Here is a 22348-nt window from a genome sequence, read left to right as displayed (position 1 = left end):
GGGAGCCCGCCTGATGCCCGGACTGAGTGACGCGACACGGGGCCGCCTGCTCTTCGGCGGCGACTACAACCCCGAGCAGTGGCCCGAGGAGACCTGGCACGAGGACGTCCGGCTGATGAAGGCGGCCGGGGTCAACTCGGTCACCCTCGGCGTCTTCTCCTGGTCGACGCTGGAACCGGAGCCCGGCGCCCGGGAGTTCGGCCGGCTGGACACGCTGATGGACCTGATGCACGACAACGGCATCGGCGTCGTCCTCGCCACTCCCACCTCCTCACCCCCGCCCTGGATGGGCCGGCTGCACCCGGACACCCTGCCCGTCACCGAGGACGGTCGCACCGAGTGGTGGGGCGGCCGGCAGCACTTCTCGCACTCCAGCGCGACCTACCGGCGCTACGCCGCCGCCATCACCGAGGACCTCGCCGCCCGCTACGGCGGTCACCCGGCCCTCACCATGTGGCACATCAACAACGAGTACTGCACCTTCGACTACGGCGACCAGGCCGCGGCCGCCTTCCGCCGCTGGCTGCGCGAGAAGTACGGCTCGCTCGACGCCCTCAACGAGGCCTGGGGCACCGCCTTCTGGAGCCAGGGCTACGACACCTGGGACGGCATCCTGCCGCCCCGCCTGCCCCACTACATGCGCAACCCCGGTCAGATGCTGGACTTCAGGCGCTTCACCTCCGACATGCTCCTGGAGTGCTACGTCGCCGAGCGGGACATCGTCCGCCGCCACACCCCGCACCTGCCGGTCACCAGCAACTTCATGCCGCTGTGGCTCGGCCAGGACGCCTGGCGCTGGGCGGAGGAGGAGGACGTCGTCTCCGTCGACATCTACCCCGACCCGCGCGACCCGCTGGGCGCCCAGGGCGGCGCCCTCGTCCAGGACATGACCCGCTCCCAGGCACGCGGGCCGTGGATGCTCATGGAGCAGGCGGCCGGGCCCGTCAACTGGCGGGGGGTGAACCACCCCAAGCCACGCGGCCTCAACCGGCTCTGGTCCCTCCAGGCCGTGGCCCGGGGCGCCGACGCCGTCTGCTACTTCCAGTGGCGGCAGTCCCGGCAGGGCGCGGAGAAGTTCCACTCAGGCATGGTCAGCCATGCCGGGGAGGAGGGCCGGACCCATCAGGAGGTCAAGCAGCTCGGCGCGGACCTCGCGCGGATCGCCCCGGACGTCTCGGGCCTGCACGGCACCGCCGGCATCGCCGTCCTGCACGACTGGAACTCCTGGTGGGCCGGCGCCCAGGACGGCCGCCTGTCCACCCAGGCGGACTACCCGGATGTCCTGCGCGCCTGGCACCGAGCACTCTGGCAGGCGCATCTCACCACCGACTTCGCCCACCCCGAGCACGACCTGACGCCGTACCCGGTGGTCGTCGTGCCGCAGCTGTACGCGCTCACCGACGCGGCGATCGACAACCTCCTCGCCTACGTCCGCGGCGGCGGCACCCTCGTGTGCGGCTTCCAGACCGGCGTCGCCGACGAGGACGACCGGGTCCGCCCCGGCGGCATGGACGCCCGGCTGCGCGAGCTGTTCGGCATCCGCACCCTGCACGAGTGGTGGCCGCTGGGCGCCGGAGAGACCGTCACCTGCGAGGGCTTCCGGGCGTCCCTGTGGTCCGAGGAGCTGGAGGCCGACGGCACCGCCGAGGAGAGCGTGCCGTACCAAGGCGGCGAACTCGACGGACTGCCCGCCGTCCTGCGCAAGGGCCGGGCCTGGTACGTCTCCACGCTCCCGGAGCCGGAGGCGCTGCGCGACCTGCTGGCCCGGATCGCCTCCGGCGCGGGCGTCCGGCCGGTGCTCGACGGCCTCCCCGAGCAGGTCGAGGCCGTACGCCGGGGCGAGGCGCTGTTCGTGCTCAACCACGGCCGCGAACCGGTGACCGTGGAGGTGCCCGGCACCCACTACGACCTGCTGACGGGGGAGGCCGTCACCGACCGGGTGACCCTCGGCCGCTACGGCGTGGCGGTGCTCCGGCCATGACCGCGATCAACGGGCCCGTCCACGGCACCTGGGAGCCGCACCCGGCCACCCGCTGGGAGGACGGCTTCCTGAGCGGCAACGGCCATCACGGCGCCCTTGTGCTCGGGGGACCGGACGCCGAGCGGGTCGTCGTCACGCATCACACCCTGGTACGGCCGGGCGGCGACGGCGGCCACCGCCGGCCGCCCCGGCTCGCCGCCGAACTCCCCGCACTGCAGGATCGCCTCCTGGCAGGCGACCGCACCGCCGCGGAGGGCTTCACCGACGGCCGTCCGATGCAGTGGGTACGGCCCTTCCACCCCGCCTTCCACGTCCGTCTGGCCCGTCCCGTCGCCGGCTGCCACGACTACCGCCGCGATGTCGACTTCACGACGGGCGTCGTACGGGCGACCTGCGCCGGCTGGACAAGCCGGGTCTTCGTCTCCCGCGCCGACGACGTGATCGTCCAGCACATCACGGCGCCCGGCCTCACCCTCGACATCTCCCTGGACCACCGCCTCCCCGGCGCCCCCGACCACCTGGCCGTCGGCCACGGAGCCGTCGTCACCCCCGAGGGCGCCCTGCTGAGCCTGCGCGCCCGCTACCCCGACAGCGACCTCGCCTTCACCGGCGTCACCCTGGTCGTCGTCACCGGCGGCACGACGACCCTCGCCCCGCCTCACGCGCACGTCGAGGGCGCCCGGTCCGTAACTCTCCTCACCCGGGTCCGGCGGCACACCGGCGAACTCGACGTGACGGTGGAGGGCCGGGCCCTGCGCGACCTGCCGACGGTGTACGACGAGCTCCTCGAACGCCACGTCGCCCTCCACCGCACCGCATACCAGCGAGTCACCCTCGATCTCGCCGCCGGTGCGGCCGAACGGGCGCTGCCAGGCCCGGAGTTGCTGAAGAGCCCGCGCGACGCCGCCCTGCTGGAGCGCCTCTTCGCGGCCGGCCGCTATCACCTGCTGTCCGCCGGCGGCCTCTTCCCACCCCGCCTGACCGGCCTGTGGACCGGCGACTGGAACACCGCCTGGTCTGGGGCGTTCACCAACAACGCCAACCTCAACCTCCAGACCGCCTCCGCCGCGGCCGCCGCCCTCCCCGAGGTCACCGAGGCCCATGCCGCGCTGATTCACCGGCAGCTCCCCGACTGGCGCGACAACGCCCGCGCGGTCTTCGGCGCCCGGGGCGTGGTCGCCCCCGCCCACACCGACGGCGAGTCGGGCCACTCGTACCACTTCAACCGCGAGTACCCCCATCACCTGTGGACCGCGGGCGCCGACTGGCTGCTCAAGCCGCTCGTCGACCACGACGAGACCCACGGAACCCGCGATCCGCGCACCGCGTCCGCCCTCGCCGAAGTCGCCCTGTTCTACGAGGACTTCCTCACCCGCACCGATGACGACGGCCGCCTCGTCGTCGTTCCCTCCTACTCACCCGAGAACCGCCCCGCAGGCGCGAGCTGGGGCACGATCAACGCCGCCATGGACCTCTCGGCGGCCCGCCACGCCCTGCTCACCGCGGCCGACTACCACCCGGACACCCCGGAAGCCGACCGCTGGCAAGCTCTCGCCGAGCGGCTCCCGCCGCATCGGATCAACGAGGACGGCGCCCTCGCCGAATGGGCCTGGCCCGGCCTCCTGGACTCCTACGACCACCGTCACCTCAGCCACCTCTACGGCGTCTGGCCGCTCGACGAGATCACCCCCTACGACACCCCCGACCTCGCGGCCGCCGCCCACCGCGCCCTCGAGCTGCGCGGCGCCGAGAACGACTCCGCGCACGGCCACCTCCACCACGCGCTCATCGCCGCCCGGCTCCGGGACGGCGAACGCGTCGCCCAGGCCCTCGGCCAGGTCCTGGACGGCGACTTCTTCCACGCCTCCCTGATGAGCGCCCACTACCCGAACCGCCACGTCTACAACGCGGACGCCGCGCACACCCTGCCCGCCGTACTGATCGAGATGCTGCTCCAGTCGACCCCCCACCGACTGGCCCTGCTGCCCGCGCTGCCGCCCGCTCTCCCGGCGGGCCGACTCACGGGCGTGCGCACGCGATTCGGCGCCGAGGCCGAACTGACCTGGGGGCCCGACGGGGTGACGGCGGTCCTGAGGCCGACTCGGACCGTCCGAATCGAAGTCAGATCTCCCTCCGGCGACGCGGAGCTGATCGATCTCGTGGCCGGAGAGGACCACGCCCTCAGCATGGGGGCGTGGTAGCCCCCCACAATTCCCCCCACCCGTGGAAGGGACACCATGGTCAACAGCAGAACACGCAAGATCACCATGGCGGTGCTTGCGCCGGCGATGGCTCTCGGCGCCACCGTCGGCCTCGCCTCCGCCCCCGCTTCGGCTGCGGCAGTCTGGAACTCCTGCGACCAGTGGGGCAGCACCAGCCAGCGTCCCGTCGTCCGGCGCGTACAACACGTCGTACGACATCTGGGACACCGACCACCAGTACGAGATCATGCTCTGGGTCAACTACAACGGATCCGTCGGCCCGATCGGCACCTGGCAGGCCAACGTCACCCTCGGCGGCCACAACTGGAACGTCTACAAGGGCACCAACGGGTCGAACCAGGTGTTCTCGTTCCTGCGAACGTCCAACTCCAGCTTCGGCACCGTGGACGCCAAGCCGATCCTCAACTGGATCGCGTACACCAAGGGCTGGATGCCCGGCGACGAGACCATCGGCGACGTCCAGTTCGGCTATGAGATCACCTCGTCATCCGGCGGGCTCAACTTCAACACCAACAACCTGACCGTCAACGGCGGCTGATGAACATCAGGGCCGAGGTCGGTCCGCGGCCTTCTCAGGCGCGGTCGTCCTCGGTCCGCAGCGCGTTCTAGTCCGCGAACGCGGCCTCGACGCCGGCGCGGCCGAACGGGGATCGGCCCGCCGCTGCTCGTCGGGGCGTTTCGGCCAGCGTGAGCCCGTAGGAGAGATAGCAGGCCACGCCGAACAGAGCCCCGAGCCGAACGCCGCGCCGGCTCTTCCCCGGCCGGCGCGCTCAGCGTCACCAGCACGGCGACACAAGCGGTGGCTCCGATGGTGATGCACCAGGCCCCGGCCGAGCCGCCGCCGCCAGGAACGTATCCCTGGCATCAGAGACTCCACAATCTCAGAGGTTGTTAAGTCCGTCTGCTGGAAGGCGGAGCCTTAGGTCGTGAGGGCCGGATCGGGATCGGAATTTCGGTGCTCTGCCCGGCCCGTGAGGACGCAAGATGGTGCGCATGACTTTGGCCACCCCCATACTGCACACCGCTCGCCTGCGACTGCGCCCCTTCACCGACACCGACGCGGACCCCCTCTTCGCGTTGCACAGCAGCACCTACGTGATGCGCTACTGGGACTCCCCACCGTGGACCGAACGGGCCCGCGCCGAGCGGTTCATCGCGATGTGCCGGAAGTTGGCGGACGAAGGCAGTGGGGCACGGGTTGCCATCGCCCGTGCTTCCGACGGGGCCTTCGTCGGCTGGTGCGTGCTGACCGGATGGAACCCGGACTACCGCAGCGCGTCGTTGGGCTACTGCCTCGACGAGGCGATGTGGGGCCACGGCTACGCGACGGAGGCGGCGCACGCCTTGCTGCAATGGGCATTCGACACACTGGACCTGAACCGAGTCCAGGCCGAGACCGATACGCGCAACGTGGCATCCGCCCGGGTACTGGAGAAGATCGGATTCGTGCGTGAAGGGACGTTGCGGGAAGACTGCGTCGTGAACGGCGAGGTATCCGACTCGTGGGTGTTCGGATTGCTCAGGCGAGAATGGCGACCGGCGGCCGTGCCGATCCCAGCCCGCTAAGTCCGCTTCTGGTAGCGGCCCCGACCCGGCTGGGCCCGCGTCCCAACATGAACATGCCCAGCGCGCGGCCTGCGCGACGATCAGCACCACGATCGAGCGACCACGAACCAATCAATATCGGACTTAACGCCCACTCGGTACAGCTCGGTTCGCGACCAGGCCCCGGCCGTAACGCTTCCGTCGAGCGTGTCGGGCTCGGTGGTGGCTCATTCGGCGGAGGTCGCGAGTACTTCGCCGCCGGCTCTCTCGTGTCCGGCCACACGTATGTGACGAGGGCTCGCTCCGAGCTCGCGGCGGCAGGCCTTGTTGAAGGCCTGGAGGTCGGCAATGCCCACTGCCCCGGCGATGGCGGTGATGGACAGGGTGGACGACAACAGGAGGTGGCGGGCCCGTTGAAGGCGCCGGCGCCGGACGTACGACACGACCGTGAGGCCGGTCTCGGCACGGAATACGCGTGTCAGGTGCGTGTGGGAGATTCCAACGGCGCGAGCGACGTCCGGTACGGACAGCGGGTCGGCCAGGTGCTCCTCGATGTAGGCCTGTGCGGCGGCGACGAAGGGGTGGTGGCGCCCGGTTCCTTCGCTCCTCGGCAACTCGGCAATGCGCCACAGGGCGGCCCAGGCCTCGGCGGAGGCCCGGGAAGGAGAAGCCGGCATGGCCGTCACGGCGTGTCGGAGCAGATCGGCCAGGCGCGTGCTCTCGGCCGCGGCGTCCTGCATCACCGGTACCACCCGCGCGGTTCCGCCATCGTGAAGCCGTAGATGAACGTAGAAATGCTCCGACCTGCCCCGGTAGTGAAAGTGCACCTCCGTGTTCGGCGGTACCAGGCTGACATGACCGGGCCGGATGGCGTGGATCGACTGCCCGAGGGAGAGTTCGCCCGCGTAGTTGTACAGGTGCAGCTGCCACAGGTCGGGCAGCCGGAAGACGTCGTGCGCGGTGGAGACGCCGTGCACCCCGACGCCGGCATCGACCACGGTGGGCGGCTCCTCGAGCCGTAGTGTTACGAGCTTCACGAGGACGGAAATTTACCAGCAGTGGAGGATTTCAGCCCACGACTCAGCCACACGGAGCACGTACGTTCGTCGCATGCCAACCAGCAAGCAACTCCTGACATCGGTTCAGGTGGCACGCTTCGTGGCGCAGGGATTTCTGCGCTTGGACGGAGTGGTGCCGCAGGAGATCAATGAACGGGCCGTCGCAACCTTGACCGAGGGCATACCAGATGTGCCCTACGGCACTCCGCTGGGCGAGGCGTTCGCGCAGAACACCTTTGTCCACGAGCTGCTCGCTCTGCCGGTCATCGCCGGCGCCGTGGAGAGCCTGGTCGGCCCTGAGCCGACCGTGGATCACCATGCGGTGCATGTGCGCGAGCCGCATGAGGGGCAGGCGCAGCCGCTCCACGGAGACGCGATCATCGACGTGCGGCCGGACGCGTTCGACATTCAGCTCATGTACTACCCCCATGAGGTGACCACCGAGATGGGCGGCACGCTCAGCGTGCCCGGAAGCCATCTGCGAAGGATCAACGAGACGGACGTCGGCCGCGTCCAGAACCTCAGGGGACAGACGCGGCTGACCTGCCCGGCAGGCACGGTCGTCCTCGTCCACCACGGCATCTGGCACGGTGGCCGCCGCAACGACACCGCGCGCCGTCGCCACATGTACAAACTCCGTCTCAATCCGACCGTGCCACAGGTGCGCCTGTGGGACACCTCCGACCTGCACGTCCCGGCCGTGACCGCGGAACTCAACACGTACTTCCCCTGGTACGAGCAGGCCACCGCCCGGCTGGAGATCTACAACCGGGTCCTCCTGTGGCGGGCCCTGACCGGCGACCACTCGTTCGACATCGATTACTGGGTCACGCGCGTCAGCAACCGGCCGACCTTGGGGAGCCACTCATGAGACAGCACATTCTGGTCCTTTACCTTGCGACATCGGCGCTCGACTCCGACGTCATGGGCTGGTCCCGATACGACGGGACCGGCCGAACCCGTCCGACCACCGGTGACAGCGACGAGCCGCCCTACCCCACCGGGCTTGCCGCGCTGCACGACGGGTGGCGTCTGTTCCAGGCCTCCCAACTGCTGCCGCCGCAGTCCGGCCACGAGTACGACGTCTCCTTTCTCAAGCACGAGTTCTTCTTCGAGAAGCTGGAGGAAAGCTCCCGGCCTTGACCCGGTACGGCAACCGCGGCCGAGCGGCCCGGCCGGAAGCGTCCAGCCACGGGTGAACGGCAACGCGTGGCTGGACACGTCCAGGGTGCCCGGCAGAGCTCAGCGGTTGAACGTCAGGCGCGGTGTCGCGTAGGCGTCGACGAGCGGGGCGCCGGTGTCGGCGGTGGGGCGCCAGGTGGTGGGGCGCCAGGTGGTGGGGGCGGCGGAGGAGACAGCGTTGCCGGGGGCGCCGTCGTTGGGTGCGGCGCACGCGGTGAGTGCCGCGATCACGGCGGCCTCGTGGCGCCGTAGGCTGCGTGGTGGCATGGCTGCTCCTGGTCGCTGGATGGATGTGAATCAGTAGCCGTAGATCATCTTGTAGGCGACCTCGGGGAGGAACTGTCCGGCCGAGGAGCCGCCTCCGACGCCGCAGTTGCCGTCGGACTCGCCCGGGGCCTTGATCCACAAGAGCATCTCGGCGCCTCCGCCCTGCTGGGTGGGGGTGCCGATACGGCGGCCTGAGGGGTTGCACCACTGGCCGTTGGAGCCGTTGCCGTTGCGGCTGGTGTCCACGACGAACGGCTTGGTGTAGCCGTAGCGGGCTTTGAGTTCACTGTTGACGGCGTTGCCGTAGGCGGTGTTCTCGGCCGTGGTGAAGTAGTTGGAGACGTTGAGGGAGAAGCCGTGGGCCTGGCGGAGGCCGGCTTCGTGGAGGCGCTGGGCCATGGTCGCCGCGTTCGCCCAGCCCGGATTGCCGGCGTCGAGGTAGACCGAGGTGTTGGGGGCCTGGCGGCTGAACTGGGTGAGGGCGCCGGTGAGCATGCCCTCGCGTTCGTCGATCTGAGCCTGGGTCATGCAACCGTAGTCCCCGAGGGAGTCCGGTTCGAGGATGACGACGGCCGGGCGGTTGGCGATCCCGCCGGCGAACTGGGCGATCCAGGTCGCGTAGGCGGAAGGCGAAGCGGCTCCGCCCGCGGAGTGCCCGCCGCAGTAGTCGCGGTTGTAGATGTTGTAGGCGACGAGGATGGGCAGTTTGTCCGTGGAGGCCGCGGCGCCCGCGTACGCGCCGGTGGCGGTGCCGATGGTGCCGCTCCAGGAGCCGAACCAGCGGGCCATCGGGGTATTGGCGAGGGAGGCGTTGATCGCGGGCGCCCGGCCGTCGCCGGGGTTGGCGGCGACCCACCTCTTCGCGCTGGAGTCCGGGTCCACGTAGAACCCGCTGGTCATGGTGGTCGGGTCGGCCGCGTGGGCGGACGGAGCGATGGCGAGCGCAAGCGGCAGCGTGAAGAGCGCTGCCACCAGGACGCGGAGTCTGCGGCGCATGGCTGTACCTCGGTTTCCTGACAGGGATGCGTCGCACGCTCTGGTCCCGAGCGTGCGACCTGCTGAGGAAGTGCGGTGGTACGGCGTCCCGTTGTGCCGGCGACTCTCCGGCAGGGACGACATCTCCGAAGGTCGGCAGAGAGCACTGGGAGCGCTCCCATTGGGAGCGGTCCCAACGGCACCGAGGCCTTTGGGGTGTGGTCGGTATCGTGTTGCGGGCTGGTCAAGCTGTCAAGGGTCGACGTAACAACCCGCCCTTCACATGGCGAGGACCAGGCTCTACAGTCCATAACTGGAAGCGCTCCCAACCCCCTGGCCCAGCGGGAAAGGCTCATGGCAGAAGATGCGCCGCGTCGGCAGCCGACGCTCGACGAGGTGACCGAACTCGCCGGCGTCTCCCGCTCCGTGGCCTCCCGCGCCCTCAACAACGCACCGCACGTCAGCCGCGCCAAACGCGAGGCGGTCGAGCGGGCCGTCCGGCAACTCGGTTACGTACCCAATCCGACCGCCCGCGCTCTGGCCACCCGCCAGACAGGAGCGGCCGCCCTGGTCGCCTCGGGAGAGGATCCGTCGATCTTCGCGGATCCGTTCTTCGCCCAGGTGATCGTGGGGGCGTCGGCCGCTCTGGAGGAGGCCGACCTGCATCTGATGCTGTGCCTGGCCGCTTCCGACCGGGGCCGCAAGCGGGTGGAGGAGCTCCTTCGCTCCAAGGGCGCCGACGGCGTCATGTTGATGGCGCTGCGTGAGAACGATCCGCTGGCCCGTATGGCCGAGGAGGCGGTGATGCCTGCCGTGTTCGGCGGACGCCCGGTCGGTTCGACTCCCCGGTGGTACGTGGACGTGGACAACGTCGGTGGAGCGCGCGAGGCGACCGAGTACCTGATCTCGCGCGGCCGGACGCGCGTAGCCGCGATCTGCGGCCGTCTGGACACCGAGGCCGGGCGCGCCCGGTACCGCGGCTACCGGGACGCCATGCTGGCCGCCGGCCTCGATCCGTTCCCGCCGCAGGAGGGTGACTTCACCGAGCCCAGCGGAGCCGCCGCCATGGCCGCACTGCTGGCGAACCGCCCCGACCTTGACGGGGTGTTCGCCGCCAACGACAACATGGGTGCGGGAGCGCTGCGCACGTTGCGCGAGGCCGGCCGACTGGTCCCCGCCGATGTCGCAGTGATCGGCTTCGACGACCTGGCCGTCGCCCAGATCGCCGATCCGCCGCTCACCACCGTCCGTCAGCCCATAGCGGCTTTGGGCCGGGAGATGGCGCGCATGCTCGTCGCGCTCATCAACGGACAGGACCCCACCCCGCTGATCCTGCCCACCCGCCTGGTCACTCGCTTCAGCGCCTGACGGCTGTGCCCCGGACGCCTTCGCCTACTGCTGCGGGGCCAGACCGCGTTGGCGCAGCCATTTCAGCTGCACCGCGGTGTTCCGGCCGAAGCCGCCGCCGTGGTCGGCGAAGGGCCAGACGGTCATGGTCCGGTCCGCCCCCGCGTAGTGGTTGAAGGCGGCGTACACGGTGGAGGGCGGGCAGATCGGATCCATGAGGCCGACGCTGAACAGTGCCGGGGCCGTCGCCCGACGGGCGAAGTGGACACCGTCGAAGTAGTCAAGTGTGGCGAAGGTTATCTCGACGCGGTGCGGACTGTGCCAGCGCAGGTATCTGGTGAGTTCCAGGTACGGGCCCTCCCCGCTGATCCGCGTCGCCTCGCGGAAGTGGCACAGAAACGGGAGGTCCGGAACCACTGCAGCCACCCGGTCCGGGGCGAGTCCGGCGACCGCGAGAGCCAGGCCGCCACCCTGGCTGCCGCCCGCCACAACGACCCGCGCGGCATCCAGTCCGGGCAGTTCGACGGTCGCGTCCACGGCGCGTACACAGTCCGTCATGAGGCGGCGATAGTAGTAGTTGTCGGGTGCGTCGACGCCGCGGGTCATGAAGCCTTCGGCCCATTGCGTACCGTCGCCCTCGCCGTGGTCCGGGGTGTCGTGACCCTGTCCGCGGCTGTCGACGACGAGCTGGGCGTAACCGGCCGCGGACCACAGCAGGTGGTCGGTAGGCAGCCCGCGGCCGCCGGAGTACCCGATGTAGGTGACGACGACCGGCAGCGGCGCCTCGGCGCCGCGCGGGCGCAGCAGCCAGGCGGCCACGGGTTCGCCGTTCCAGCCGGGGAAGCGCACGTCGTCCACCTCGACCGTGCTCAGCAGGTGCCGGTCGGTGACCCGCTCAGCCTTCACCGCTCCGCCTCGGGCGCGGGCTTCGGCCAGGGTCTGCTGCCAGAAGGCATCGAAGTCCTCCGGCACGGACACCTCCGGCCGGTAGGCGAGGAGGTCGTCAGGATTTTGATCGGACAGAGACATGGTGGTCCTTGTGACGAGGGGCAATAAGGGAAGCAGAGTGGCGGAGCCTCGGGCGCGGGAAGCCGACTCGACGCCGGAGACGGCGCCGGGGCGCAACGGGAGCCGAGGCAGGACGCAGGGCTGATCGAAGGTGTCAGAATGGCGGTTGCAGCAGTCGAGGGGATGGGGAAGGGCGACCGTGCCGGACAACCGATCGGGAAGACCTTCGGCGGACGAACACAGGGAGCGTGGCGCGGGACCCGCATCGGTGACGATCGCGTACATCGCCGAGTCCGCGGGGGTCTCGATTCCCACCGTGTCGAAAGTGCTCAACGGCCGTTCCGGAGTGTCGGACGAGACTCGGGCCCGGGTCGAGCAGCTGATCCATGAGTACGGTTACCGCAAGCCTCCCCAGAGCCGGAGCAATCTGGTGGAGCTGGTGTTCCGCGAGCTGGAGCACATGTGGTCCGTGGAGATCATCCGCGGCGTCGAGCGCGTGGCCCGCAGGAACGGGGTCGGGTTGCTGGTATCGGAGTTCGGGCTACCGGACGCGGACGGAAGGACCATCGGCGACACGGCGGGGCGGCGACCGCAGGCCGTACTGTCGGTGGCCCAGCTCCTTGAGACGGAGCGGGAGCAACTGACCGCCAAGGGCATCCCCTTCGTTGTGTTTGACCCGATCGACGAGTTGCCCGACGGAGTGCCGTTCGTGGGAGCGACGAACTGGAGAGGTGGTCAGGCGGCGACCCGGCATCTGGTCGAATTGGGGCACCGGCGCATCGCCATGATCAGCGGGCCGGACCACGACTTCTGCCGCGCTCGGCTCTCCGGTTACGTCTCCGCCCTCGCGGAGGCGGGCCTGCCGACGGACCCCGGTCTGGTGGTGAAGACGCAGCTCTTGCGTGAACACGGGTACGTGGCGGCGCGGGAGCTGCTGTCCCGCCCCGATCGTCCCACCGCCGTGTTCACCGCCAACGACATGCAGGCGCTCGGTGTCTATCAGGCCGCGCGGGAGCTGGGCCTGGGTATCCCGCATGACCTGAGCGTGGTGGGTTTTGATGACGTGCCGGCCGTGGCCTGGATGGATCCGCCCCTGACCACTGTCCATCAGCCGCTGGCCGAGATGGCGACGGCCGCTACCGAGCTGGCCCTCGCGCTCGGCCGGGGTGAGGCGGTGCCCCAGGTGGGGCTGGAGATCGTGACCACCCTCACCGTCCGGGAGAGCACGGCTCCGCCGAAGGAGAAGTGATCCCGCGGGGAACGGACCGCTGTGCCCTGGCCGCCCGGGGAGCGGGCGGCCGGGGAGCGAGGTCGGTCAGGAGGTCGTGCCGGTGACCGAGGATCCGGACTTGGTGACGTGGTAGGTGACGGTGGCTCCGCTGTAGAAGTGGAAGGTCAGCGTCACCGGCTCGGCGTCGCGGAGCGCGTTCAGGAATTCGGGGGTCAGGATGATCTTGCCGCCCGGGTAGTCCGGTGAGAAGGCCTTGTTGAACTCCTGGTACGGAGTCCAGCTGGTCTGTCCGGCGTTGCTGCCGTCGGCGTACGTGGCGTGCATGGTCGCCAGTACGTCACCCTGGTACTGCGTGGGGATGGTGAACGAGCTGGTCGTCCCGGTGGCGTCCGTCAGGACCGGCGTGTCGTGGGTGACCACGTCGATCTGCCACGGCAGCCCGCGGGAGAACCGGGCTCGGAGCATGGCGTTGACCCCGTAGGCACGATCGCCGGCGAGCCGGGTCAGGGCCTTGGCCGTGAGGGTGAGCCGGTTTCCGGAAACGGTGTAGTCGCGTCCCTCGACCAGCTTGGTGCGGCCGTGCCACAGGCCGCGGAAGCTGGTGCCGTTCCGGTTCAGGGTGAGCGACTGGGCGGTGATGGGGCTGGACTTCGGCAGGAAGATCTTGTCGAAGGAGGCGGTTCCCGAGCGAGTGGTCCAGCTGGACTTGATCCAGACGAACAGAGCGGGGTCCCGCCATTGCAGGGTGTCGCGGTTCAGGTAGGCGAAGGGGTCCCACAGCGCCGTGGTGACGCCGGCGACACGCGCCTTGTATCCGAGGTGTTCGAAGTACTTCAGCGCCTCGCCGCGCTCGACGCGGTCCGGATGGTTGTGGTCCGGCCAGCTGAGCAGGCCGTACTCGCCGAGGTAGACGGGGATGCCCTTGGCGACGAACGTGTCGTGCATACGGGCGAAGGCGTCGTCGAGGTCCTTCTGGGCGTTGTCGTCGTAATGCGTGCCGCCCGCGATGTTCACGCTGAACGGGAACCAGCTGTAGTAGTGCACGGTGGCGACCAGGTTGCTGTCGTGCAGTGCGCCGATCGTGGTGGACAGGTCGTCCATGAAGGTCTGGGAGGGCGTGCAGCCCACCGTGGGCAGGACGAGCAGACGGTTGGTGTTCCCGTCGCCCGAGGAGCGGACGACCTTGTGGAAGGAGGTGTTGAGCTCGTTCAGGAGCTGGGCCTTCTGGGCGTCCGTGGCGTTGTCGAAGACCGGTTCGTTGACGCTCTCGAAGAGCAGGGCGCGCGGCGCGTCCCGGAATCTCTCGGCTATCTGGGTCCACAGGGCGTTGAAGCGGGCCAGTACCTCGTCATGATCGGTGGACATCTTCGAGATCCACTGCCATGAGTCGTGGTGGATGTTGATCACGACGTACAGGCCCTCGGCGAGCGCCCAGTCGACAACCTGCTCGACGCGGTTCATGTACGCGGCGTCGATGGTGTAGGGGGCGGTGGCCGAGTGGTGGTCGGTCCAGGTCACCGGGATGCGGACGCTGCGGAAGCCCTGCGCGCGGATGGTGGCGAGCAGCTTTCTGGTGGTCAGCGGGTTGCCCCAGGACGTCTCGTCGGGAATGGCGTCCAGGGTGTTGCCCAGGTTCCAGCTGGGCTGCATCGCCGTGACGGCGTCCATGGCGGAAGCCGGAACCCTGACCGCCGACGGTGACGCTTCCCTCGTGCCGTTGGGCGCGGCCAGTGCCGTGCCGCCGGTCAGCCCCAGCATGACGACCAGCGTCAGCAGCAGGGCCGCCACGCGTCCTGGGCCCCGACTTCGGCGGTGTGCGGGGAGCCGTATGTCCTTCATGTGTCGTCCTTCTCGGTCGGTCGGGCCCTGACGCGCACTGCTGTCATGACGGCTCTTCGGGCGGAGAGGGTTGGGTATTACTGCTCCGGCGGACGGTCAGAGTCGGCTGCAGAAGGACCTGTTCGTCTGTCGGCGGCTCGCCCCGCCGTGCGGCGGTCAACCGTCGGATCATCTGGCCGACCGCCACGCGGCCCAGTTCCTGCCCGGGGCCGGACACGGTGGTGAGGGCGGGTGTGTGCTGCTCGGCCAGATGCTCCGGGCAGAGGGCGACCACCGAGGCGTCCTCGGGAACCGACCGTCCAACGGCCTGTAGCAGGCCGAGCAGCGGGCCGATCGCCGCCTCGTTCTGCACCACGAAGCCCGTGGTGCCGGGTCGGTCGGCGAGGATCCGGGTCAGGGTCCAGGCGGTGGATTCGTACGTGCCCTCGCAGGGCCGGTGCAGGAAGCGCACCCGCCGCTGCTCCGCCCGTTCGCGGAATCCGGCGAGGGTTCGTTCGGCGTATCCGGCGTGCCGCTTGTAGACGCCGGAGCCGTAGCCGATGAAGCCCACGTCCCGGTGGCCGAGGTCCGCCAGGTGGTCCGCGCACAGGGCGCCGGCGGCGGTGAAGTCGTGGTCGACGCAGGACAGTTGGTGCGGGTCGTCCGGTAGGCCGATCAGCACGGTCTGTGTGCCCCGGGCGCGTAGCGCGGGGATGCGAGGGTCGCCCAGTTGGACGTCCATGAGGATCACGCCGTCGGCCAACCCGCTCGCCGCGACGCGCCGCACGCCCTCGGGGCCCTCCTCGTCGGTGACGAACAGGACATCATACCCGTGCCGCCGTGCCTCGGTCGTGACCGAGATGGCGATCTCCATCATGACCGGGACGTACATGTCCGTCCGCAGCGGCATCACCAGCGCGATGATGCGGGAGCGGCGGCCGGCCAGCGTCCTGGCTCCGGCGTTGGGGTGAAAGCCGAGTTCCGCCACGGAGCGCAGGACACGGCTGCGGGTCGTCTCGGAGATCTGGTGGGAGCCGTTCAGGACGTAGCTGACCGTGCTGGACGAGACACCCGCGTGTCTCGCCACGTCAGCGATGGTCACCATGATGCTGTGCCGGCGTCCTTGAACCCGGGATCGGTGCCTGTCTTCTGCTGTCCGCCATCGCGGTTCAACTCGTGCGTCATGGTCGGGGCCCTTCCCCTGGAGCTGTCGAAGCGCTTCACTTGGCACGGGAAAGCTAGCGGGATTGTTTCGCGCGAAACAAGGGCCATGATGGAAAGAAAGTTTCTCTGCCCGGTCCATTGACAGCCCGTGCGAGCACTGGCAGCGTCGATGCGCTTCGACAAACTCACGCTCAAGCCGTCATCCATATCCGCCTGCAGAGGGATCTGATTCGTGGCCACTCCGTTCCCTTCCGCTGCCGTCAGGCTGCCGTTCCGTGATCCGGCCCCGCGACGCCGAAACCGGCTGCTACCTCGGTCTCAAGGACGACGCCTCGCTCGTCGTGGACCGGACAGTGCTCAAGAGCTGGTTCATCAACGAAACTTTCCAGCCCGGCGTAGCGAGGACGGCCGGGGCCGTCCGCCCGGGACTCCCATCGGGCGGACAACGGCTCTGACGCGAACGACGGTGCTCACCGTGGTGACCGCCCTTTGGGTGGCGCTCCTGGCCGGATTGGGCGCCGCCGCGACGGCACGGGCGGCCACCGTGGATCCGAACGCGTGGTACGTGCTGGTCAACCGTGGCAGCGGCAAGACGCTCGACGTGTCGGGCGCGAGCACCTCCGACGGGGCGAGCCTCTCGCAGTGGACCCGCACCGACAGCGCCAACCAGCAGTTCCGGCTGGCCGACTCGCCGGATGGTTACGTCCGGCTGATCAACCGCAACAGTGGCAAGGCCGTCGAGGTGGAGAACGCCTCCACCGCTGACGGCGCCAAGGTCGTGCAGTTCACTGACTGGGGCGGGGCCAACCAGCAGTGGCAACTTGTCCCCACGACGGGAGTGCTGGCTCAGGTGCACACCGCCGGGCGGGTGAACGACACCGGAAACACGGTGCAGTACAGCTGGCCCGGCGTGTACTTCGAGGGCACCGTCAGGGGCACCGGTGTGGGCATCGTGCTCAACGACTCGGCCGCCGACTACGACGTCCAGGTTGACGGAGCCACTGTCGCCACGCTCGTCACGCCCGGCCGGACCACGCACTGGGTCAACGGCCTGCAGGACCGCGCGCACACCGTCCGGCTCGTCAAGCGCAACGACAGCCCAGGGGACACCAGCACGTTCGGAGGCTTCGTCGCCGCGCCGGGCGGTGCCGTGCTGAGCAAACCGGCGGCCCGCAACCGCCAGATCGAGTTCATCGGGGATTCCCTTACGGTGGGCTACGGCAACCTCTCGACCTCGCGCGACTGCACCTGGGACCGGGTCAGGCGGACCACCAACGCCGACGTGAGCTACGGCGCCCTGACCGCCCGGCAACTGAACGCCGACTACCAGATCAACGGCTATTCGGGCCTCGGCATGGTGCGCAACTACAACGGAGGCTCTCCGGACGTCACCTACCGGACCTTCTACGACCGTGCCCTGTTGAACGTGTCCGGCGACGTCTGGCAGAACCCGGGCACCTGGCGCCCCCAGCTCGTGGTGGTCAACCTCGGCACCAACGACTTCTCGACCGCCATCAACCCCGGTGAGCCGTGGACGCCCGACAGCCTGGCGGCCGCCTACCGCACCGCCTACGGCGACTTCCTCCAGAAGCTGCGGACGCGCTACGGGGCCACGACCACCATCGTGGCGGTCGGCACCGGCCAGTTCGCCGGCCATGTCCAGCAGGTGGTCAAGGCACGCAACGATGCTGGTGACAGCCGGGTACGCTACTGGTCCCTCGATGACTCGGGGCTGGACTTCCTGGGCTGCGACTGGCACTACTCGGCGCACGACGACCGACTCATCTCCGACCGGCTCACGTCGTTCATCGCCGGTCTGCCGATCGGCTGGTGACGGCACCGACCACCCAAGAGCACCACAGACCCGACTACGGGACCTCCCACTCCGGAAGCGGTGCGGCTGGACCCGACGGTCGAGATCGCCACCCCCGGCCACCGTGCTCGGGCCGCCATGAGCTTCTTCATGGCGGCCCTTGCATCGGTGTCGTAGCACGGCGTTTTCGTGGCGCAGGACGAGGAGTTCGGCCCCCTTCGAGGCGTCCCGCCGTAGAAGCACCGCAGGAACGCAAGCCCCCGGACTCGCCTCGCCGCCGGTCTTCACCGCCGCCAGTACGACCTGGTGATGGCCGGTTCCGTGCTCGCGGTCCTGCCGACCGTCGCGGTCTTCGTCCTGCCGCCCCCGTACAGACAGAAGTGGAGAAACGCGTGTACGAGCCTGCCGAGCGGGTCCTTTTCGGCGCCGCTTATTACCACGAGTACCAGCCGCACGACCGGCTCAAGGAGGACCTGGACCTGATGGCCGAGGCCCGGTTCTCGGTGATCCGGGTCGGGGAGTCCGTGTGGTCGGCCTGGGAACCGGAGAACGGCCGGTTCGCGCTGGAGTGGCTGCGCCCGGTGCTGGACGGCGCGCACGAGCGTGGGATAGGCGTGATCATCGGCACTCCCACCTACGCGGTTCCGCCGTGGCTGGCCAGGCAGTATCCCGAGATCGCGGGGGAGCGGCGCACCGGGGAGCGGATCGCGTGGGGCCACCGGCAGGAGGTCGACTTTACCCACCCGGCGTTCCGCTTCCACGCCGAGCGAGTCATCCGCAAGATCGTGGAGCACTACGCCGACCACCCCGCGGTCGTCGGCTTTCAGGTCGACAACGAGCCGGGCGTGGCGCTTCTGCACAACCACGGAGTCTTCCAGAGGTTCGTCGACGACCTGCGCCACCGCTACCACGATGTCGAAACGCTCAACCGGGAGTGGGGCCTGGTCTACTGGTCGCACCGGCTCAGCGACTGGGCTGACCTGTGGCGCCCCGACGGCAACGCGCAGCCGCAGTACGACCTGGCGTGGCGGCGCTTCCAGGCCCGCCAGACCACCGAATTCATCGCCTGGCAGGCCGACCTCGTACGGGAGTACGCCAGACCGGGGCAGTTCGTCACCACGTGCATCTCCTACGACCGGGTGGCAGCCGAGGACGCCGAACTGACGAAGGCGCTGGATGTCACCGCCGGGAACCCGTACTACGCCATGCAGGACGGTCTGGCGCTGCCGGACCGGGACACCGCCCCCCAGGGGTGGGCGAGCCGCGGGACCTGGGCCCTGTACCAGAGCGCCGATCGGATGTACGCCTCCCGGCAGGAACCGTTCCTGGTCACCGAGACCGACGCCCAGGCCATCGGCGGCCCGGAGATGAACTACCCGGCCTACGACGGCCAGTGGCGCCAGGCGGCGTGGGCACTGATCTCCCGCGGCGCGTCCATGATCGAGTACTGGCACTGGCACACCCTGCACTTCGGCACCGAGACCTTCTGGGGCGGGATCCTCCCGCACAGCGGCCGCCCGGGCCGCAGCTACCGGGAACTGGCGCGGCTGGGGGAGGAGCTGGAGGCAGCCGGCGGTCTCGTCGCGGACCTGCGTCCGGACGCCGACGCGGCCTTCCTCTTCGACCACCCCAGCATGTGGGCGCTGCAGCACCAGCCGCCGCTTTCCACCCCCGACGGCGGCTCCGACACCGGCTCCTACGGGCGCCTGTTCGGCGCCTTCTACCGCGGCGCCTTCGACGCGGGGCTGCAGGCACGCATCGTCCACCCGGACCAGCTGGACACCGCCGACCTGCCGCCGCTGCTGGTCGCATCCGGCTACTACATCGCCGAGGACCAGGTCCTGGACCGGCTGCTGGAGTACGCGCAAGCCGGCGGCCATCTCCTGCTCGGTCCGCGCACCGGCTACGCCGACCACGAGGCCAGGGCGCGTACCGAAATCCAGCCCGCACGCCTGGCCGCGGCGGCCGGCGTCGCTTACGAGGAGTTCTCCAACCTGGCGTCGGCGCTGCCGGTCACCGGTACGGATGCGATGCCGCTGCCGTCGGCCGCGTGCGCGACGGCCTGGGCCGACGCGTTGTCCCCCACCGACGCCGAGGTACTGGCCACTTACGAACACCCGCACTTCGCCCGGTGGCCCGCTGTGACCACCCACCGTTACGGAGCCGGGCGGATCACCTGTGTGGGCACCGTCCCGGACCAGACCCTGGCCCGCGCGCTGTTCCAGTGGGCCGCCACCGGCACGGACCCGTGGCGCCCCGGCCACCCGTCGATCACCTCCACCGGGGCCACCGCCAGGGACGGCAGCCGGCTGCGCTTCGTGCACAACTGGTCATGGGACCAGACCGCCTTTCCGCTGCCGAGCCCGGTCCGCGATGTCCTCACCGGCCGGCGGTACGCGGCCGGCGACACCTTGCCTCTGGGCCCGTGGGACGTACGGGTGTGTGTCGAGGAAGCCGTGCCGCCGATCGACCCGGGAGCCGACGCGATCGCCTAGCCAAAGTGGTCGGGCCCCGGCCACGACTGGGGCTCTGCCCTTGCCGGCACGGCAACCGCCTGGGCCATCAGCGTGGATCATCTGCCGGTGGTCCCGCGACCGGCCGCCCCGCTTCGGCCTCCGGTCCGGGAGCAACAGCACCCCCCGGACCGACGAATGACTGGTCCAAGGCGAAATCGCCTAGGTGAGGGCCGCTTGCCAGGAGGTGCCGTTGCTGGTGGCGTCGCTTTGCAGGCGGTCGCGAGCGGCGGTGTCGCCGTACAGGCTCCAGCGGAACCAGTCCAGGAAGGTGTTCTTCGTCTGGGCGTAGTAGCGATAGTCCGGGACCAGGTACTGGCCGTGGTCCGCCCCGACGTGAGTGAGGAACGCCTTCGGCGCGCGGAGTTCGTTGTACGCCTGCCGCGCCGAGTTGATGTCGCAGGTCCCGTCGTTGCTGCCGTGGATGAACAGCACCTTGGCGGCCAGGCCTGCCGGGTTGCCCATGTCCACGCAGGCGACCGGGACGGCGGCGACGATGCGGTTGTCCGGCCAGGCGGTGAGCAGGCCGTGGGTGGTCATACCGCCCATCGAGTGGCCGGATACGCCGACACCGGCTCGGGTGTCGATGTGTCCGGCGAACGGGTCGCCCGCGGTGTTGTTCAGCGCGAGTGTCCGGGTGAGGACCTCGGAGACGTCCTTCGACCAGTTGCCGTTGTAGACGCTGCCGATGTTGGTGTTGTCGGAGAACGAGGGAGCGGGGCAGATGAACCCCGCGGAAGCCAGGTCGTGGGTCTGCGAGGAGTAGCAGTCGGAGTTGCACCCCATGCCGTGGCTCCACTCGGCGATGGGGAAGACGCCGCCTGCGATGGGGGCGTTCGGGATGGGGTTGCCGCCCGGGGTGCCGGCGGCCGGGTAGAAGATCTTCGTGGTCAGTTGGCGGTTGCCGCGGGACCAGTTGAACTGGCGCACACCGATGGCGAACTGCGCGGTGGGCGCCTGCCGCGGTGAGGACATCCGGGGTGTCAGCAGGGTGCCGGCGGCCGCGCTGCTGCCGAGCAGGGACATGCCCACGCCCGTCGTCGCTGCCGCGCCGAGGCCCAGTAAGGTACGCCGTCGCACTGACATTGATGACTCCTTGTTGCTGTGGGGGTGAGGCGGGCCGCACAGACGCGATGCGTCAGCGTGGTGGGTCCCGCGGTGTTGTTTTCATGGGGCCGGGCCGTCAGCTCGGTCCCCGGCCCCATGAAAGAGGGGCCGGGATGCTCAGCAGCTGTTGTTGGTCTGGGTGAGCAGGCCCAGGCGATAGGGGAGTTGGGAGTAGTCGCCGCTCGAAGAGGGATCCCTGCCCTGGTAGAGGAACTGCAGGCGGCACCCGTTGATGGTCATGGTCTGGTCGTTGCCGGTGCGGATCAGTTCTCCGTGGCTGATGTCCTTGGTCCAGGCGCCGGAGGGGAAGCCCACGTTGTTGGCACGGGCGAAGGGATTGGATTCGCCGGCCGCGAGCGGCTGCCACTGGCCGTTGAGGCCGTTAGCGGTAAACGAGCGGTAGTAGCGGTTTCCGTCGCTGCCGATGGCTTCCATCATCAGCAGGTAGGTGTTGGTGTCCTGTACGCGGTAGACGGCTTCACCCTCGAACAGGGCGAACTGCGAGTCCTGCAGGACGACCTTGTTGTTGCCGAAGCCGTTCGGGAAGTTGCCGACGGTGGTCTCCGACCGATAGAGCTTGCCGTCGTCGCCCGAGGAGAACAGGTAGCACATGCTGTTGTCGCAGATGACCCAGTAGTCGAGCGCACCGCCGAAGTCACTGGTCTGGAAGTCCTTGGGTGCGGACCAACTCCACGGCTTTCCCGGGTCGTTGCTGATGGAGTACGACGGGCGGCCGGTCTGGTAGACGAGGTACCACTGGTTCTTCGGCGCGAAGTAGAACACCTGCGGCGCGGCGCGGTAGCCGGTGCCGATATTGGGGTTGGTGTCGAGGTAGGTGAGCGGCGCCGAGGAAGCCTGCGACCAGTCGGAGAAGCTCGTGTAGGCCATACTCCAGCCACCCGATTTGTTCGCGGTCGTCATGAAGACGTGCCACTTACCGTTCGCGTACACCACCGACGGGTCCTTGACCGCGACGACGTTATGACTCGCGTCGGGCTTGGGGGCGATCAACTGTCCGCTGGAGGACCACCAGAAGCTGTTGGGCAGCGCCTGAATGCCGGCTGCGGCGGTCGGCGATGCGGGGGCGGCACCGGAGGGGGAGGCGAACAGCGCCATT

The 22348-nt window shown here is 69.4% G+C and carries 19 protein-coding genes and 1 pseudogene; 11 read left to right on the top strand and 9 right to left on the bottom strand.

Annotated features, from left to right (window positions below):
* The first annotated feature begins 13 nt into the window (after positions 1–13).
* The 4 genes and pseudogenes from ACWDSL_RS24080 to ACWDSL_RS24065 all read left to right on the top strand — a co-directional run bounded on the left by ACWDSL_RS24080 (position 14) and on the right by ACWDSL_RS24065 (position 5769).
* Positions 14–1981 carry a beta-galactosidase gene (locus ACWDSL_RS24080; protein ID WP_450488595.1) on the top strand — a complete coding sequence of 656 codons (1968 nt, stop codon included), beginning with the start codon at positions 14–16 and terminating at the stop codon, positions 1979–1981.
* Complete coding sequence (locus ACWDSL_RS24075; protein WP_450488593.1) at positions 1978–4182, top strand: glycosyl hydrolase family 95 catalytic domain-containing protein; 2205 nt, start codon at positions 1978–1980, stop codon at positions 4180–4182. Before ACWDSL_RS24080 ends, ACWDSL_RS24075 begins: the two co-directional genes overlap by 4 nt.
* 36 nt (positions 4183–4218) lie before the next feature.
* Positions 4219–4741: pseudogene (locus ACWDSL_RS24070) on the top strand (GH12 family glycosyl hydrolase domain-containing protein).
* A 455-nt stretch (positions 4742–5196) separates the two neighbouring features.
* Entirely contained in the window at positions 5197–5769 is a 573-nt protein-coding gene (locus ACWDSL_RS24065) for a GNAT family N-acetyltransferase (RefSeq protein ID WP_450488591.1), read from the top strand.
* Between the two features lie 206 nt (positions 5770–5975).
* Here ACWDSL_RS24065 and ACWDSL_RS24060 read toward each other — a convergent pair whose 3' ends face one another.
* On the bottom strand, positions 5976–6746 hold the full coding sequence (locus ACWDSL_RS24060; RefSeq protein WP_450488589.1) for a helix-turn-helix domain-containing protein: 771 nt from the start codon (positions 6744–6746) through the stop codon (positions 5976–5978).
* Positions 6747–6858: 112 nt separating this feature from the next.
* Between ACWDSL_RS24060 and ACWDSL_RS24055 the strand changes: the two genes are divergently transcribed.
* Both ACWDSL_RS24055 and ACWDSL_RS24050 read left to right on the top strand, forming a co-directional pair.
* The gene (locus ACWDSL_RS24055; RefSeq protein ID WP_450488587.1) at positions 6859–7677 is read left to right on the top strand and encodes a phytanoyl-CoA dioxygenase family protein; all 819 of its coding nucleotides are present in this window, start codon (positions 6859–6861) and stop codon (positions 7675–7677) included.
* Entirely contained in the window at positions 7674–7949 is a 276-nt protein-coding gene (locus ACWDSL_RS24050; RefSeq protein ID WP_450488585.1) for a hypothetical protein, read from the top strand. The genes ACWDSL_RS24055 and ACWDSL_RS24050 overlap by 4 nt, the downstream gene beginning before the upstream one ends.
* Positions 7950–8048: 99 nt before the next feature.
* Here ACWDSL_RS24050 and ACWDSL_RS24045 read toward each other — a convergent pair whose 3' ends face one another.
* Together ACWDSL_RS24045 and ACWDSL_RS24040 are read right to left on the bottom strand one after the other, a co-directional pair.
* Complete coding sequence (locus ACWDSL_RS24045) at positions 8049–8255, bottom strand: hypothetical protein (RefSeq protein ID WP_450488583.1); 207 nt, start codon at positions 8253–8255, stop codon at positions 8049–8051.
* Positions 8256–8285: 30 nt separating this feature from the next.
* A complete protein-coding gene (locus tag ACWDSL_RS24040; RefSeq protein ID WP_450488581.1) occupies positions 8286–9251 on the bottom strand; it encodes a glycoside hydrolase family 6 protein in 966 nt (321 codons plus the stop codon).
* A gap of 333 nt (positions 9252–9584) precedes the next feature.
* On the opposite strand from ACWDSL_RS24040, the gene ACWDSL_RS24035 reads away from it, so the two are divergent.
* The gene (locus ACWDSL_RS24035; RefSeq protein WP_450488579.1) at positions 9585–10598 is read left to right on the top strand and encodes a LacI family DNA-binding transcriptional regulator; all 1014 of its coding nucleotides are present in this window, start codon (positions 9585–9587) and stop codon (positions 10596–10598) included.
* A 24-nt stretch (positions 10599–10622) separates the two neighbouring features.
* On the opposite strand, the gene ACWDSL_RS24030 is transcribed toward ACWDSL_RS24035, so the two are convergent.
* Positions 10623–11606 (bottom strand): acetylxylan esterase, encoded by a 984-nt coding sequence (locus ACWDSL_RS24030; RefSeq protein WP_450488577.1) that lies wholly within the window; start codon positions 11604–11606, stop codon positions 10623–10625.
* Positions 11607–11853: 247 nt separating this feature from the next.
* Here ACWDSL_RS24030 and ACWDSL_RS24025 point away from each other — a divergent pair, with 247 nt between their 5' ends.
* Entirely contained in the window at positions 11854–12834 is a 981-nt protein-coding gene (locus ACWDSL_RS24025) for a LacI family DNA-binding transcriptional regulator (RefSeq protein WP_450488575.1), read from the top strand.
* Between the two features lie 66 nt (positions 12835–12900).
* On the opposite strand, the gene ACWDSL_RS24020 is transcribed toward ACWDSL_RS24025, so the two are convergent.
* The 3 genes from ACWDSL_RS24020 to ACWDSL_RS24010 are packed head-to-tail and all read right to left on the bottom strand — an operon-like array spanning position 12901 to position 16038.
* Entirely contained in the window at positions 12901–14655 is a 1755-nt protein-coding gene (locus ACWDSL_RS24020) for a cellulase family glycosylhydrolase (protein WP_450488573.1), read from the bottom strand.
* Positions 14656–14698: 43 nt separating this feature from the next.
* A complete protein-coding gene (locus tag ACWDSL_RS24015) occupies positions 14699–15739 on the bottom strand; it encodes a LacI family DNA-binding transcriptional regulator (RefSeq protein WP_450488571.1) in 1041 nt (346 codons plus the stop codon).
* Positions 15733–16038, bottom strand: coding sequence for a hypothetical protein (locus tag ACWDSL_RS24010; RefSeq protein ID WP_450488569.1), 306 nt, complete (start codon positions 16036–16038; stop codon positions 15733–15735). The genes ACWDSL_RS24015 and ACWDSL_RS24010 overlap by 7 nt, the downstream gene beginning before the upstream one ends.
* A gap of 35 nt (positions 16039–16073) precedes the next feature.
* On the opposite strand from ACWDSL_RS24010, the gene ACWDSL_RS24005 reads away from it, so the two are divergent.
* The 3 genes from ACWDSL_RS24005 to ACWDSL_RS23995 all read left to right on the top strand — a co-directional run bounded on the left by ACWDSL_RS24005 (position 16074) and on the right by ACWDSL_RS23995 (position 20106).
* On the top strand, positions 16074–16253 hold the full coding sequence (locus ACWDSL_RS24005) for a hypothetical protein (RefSeq protein ID WP_450488567.1): 180 nt from the start codon (positions 16074–16076) through the stop codon (positions 16251–16253).
* An 11-nt stretch (positions 16254–16264) separates the two neighbouring features.
* Complete coding sequence (locus ACWDSL_RS24000; protein ID WP_450488565.1) at positions 16265–17632, top strand: RICIN domain-containing protein; 1368 nt, start codon at positions 16265–16267, stop codon at positions 17630–17632.
* A gap of 371 nt (positions 17633–18003) precedes the next feature.
* Complete coding sequence (locus ACWDSL_RS23995; protein ID WP_450488563.1) at positions 18004–20106, top strand: beta-galactosidase; 2103 nt, start codon at positions 18004–18006, stop codon at positions 20104–20106.
* A 180-nt stretch (positions 20107–20286) separates the two neighbouring features.
* Here ACWDSL_RS23995 and ACWDSL_RS23990 read toward each other — a convergent pair whose 3' ends face one another.
* Entirely contained in the window at positions 20287–21210 is a 924-nt protein-coding gene (locus tag ACWDSL_RS23990; protein ID WP_450488561.1) for an alpha/beta hydrolase family protein, read from the bottom strand.
* Between the two features lie 138 nt (positions 21211–21348).
* Positions 21349–22347 carry a non-reducing end alpha-L-arabinofuranosidase family hydrolase gene (locus ACWDSL_RS23985; RefSeq protein ID WP_450488559.1) on the bottom strand — a complete coding sequence of 333 codons (999 nt, stop codon included), beginning with the start codon at positions 22345–22347 and terminating at the stop codon, positions 21349–21351.
* Position 22348: the final 1 nt, after the last annotated feature.

The organism is Streptomyces sp. NPDC000941, assembly GCF_053599555.1.
The sequence above is the reverse complement of the archived record's forward strand: the minus strand, read 5'-3'. Positions and strand labels throughout refer to the sequence as shown.

Bases quoted from the DNA above. Each gene is read 5' to 3' on its own strand.
- ACWDSL_RS24080 (WP_450488595.1), top strand. From the start codon at position 14: ATGCCCGGACTGAGTGACGCGACACGGGGCCGCCTGCTCTTCGGCGGC.
- ACWDSL_RS24075 (WP_450488593.1), top strand. From the start codon at position 1,978: ATGACCGCGATCAACGGGCCCGTCCACGGCACCTGGGAGCCGCACCCG.
- ACWDSL_RS24065 (WP_450488591.1), top strand. From the start codon at position 5,197: ATGACTTTGGCCACCCCCATACTGCACACCGCTCGCCTGCGACTGCGC.
- ACWDSL_RS24055 (WP_450488587.1), top strand. From the start codon at position 6,859: ATGCCAACCAGCAAGCAACTCCTGACATCGGTTCAGGTGGCACGCTTC.
- ACWDSL_RS24050 (WP_450488585.1), top strand. From the start codon at position 7,674: ATGAGACAGCACATTCTGGTCCTTTACCTTGCGACATCGGCGCTCGAC.
- ACWDSL_RS24045 (WP_450488583.1), bottom strand. From the start codon at position 8,255: ATGCCACCACGCAGCCTACGGCGCCACGAGGCCGCCGTGATCGCGGCA.
- ACWDSL_RS24040 (WP_450488581.1), bottom strand. From the start codon at position 9,251: ATGCGCCGCAGACTCCGCGTCCTGGTGGCAGCGCTCTTCACGCTGCCG.
- ACWDSL_RS24035 (WP_450488579.1), top strand. From the start codon at position 9,585: ATGGCAGAAGATGCGCCGCGTCGGCAGCCGACGCTCGACGAGGTGACC.
- ACWDSL_RS24030 (WP_450488577.1), bottom strand. From the start codon at position 11,606: ATGTCTCTGTCCGATCAAAATCCTGACGACCTCCTCGCCTACCGGCCG.
- ACWDSL_RS24020 (WP_450488573.1), bottom strand. From the start codon at position 14,655: ATGAAGGACATACGGCTCCCCGCACACCGCCGAAGTCGGGGCCCAGGA.
- ACWDSL_RS24015 (WP_450488571.1), bottom strand. From the start codon at position 15,739: ATGGTGACCATCGCTGACGTGGCGAGACACGCGGGTGTCTCGTCCAGC.
- ACWDSL_RS23990 (WP_450488561.1), bottom strand. From the start codon at position 21,210: ATGTCAGTGCGACGGCGTACCTTACTGGGCCTCGGCGCGGCAGCGACG.
- ACWDSL_RS23985 (WP_450488559.1), bottom strand. From the start codon at position 22,347: ATGGCGCTGTTCGCCTCCCCCTCCGGTGCCGCCCCCGCATCGCCGACC.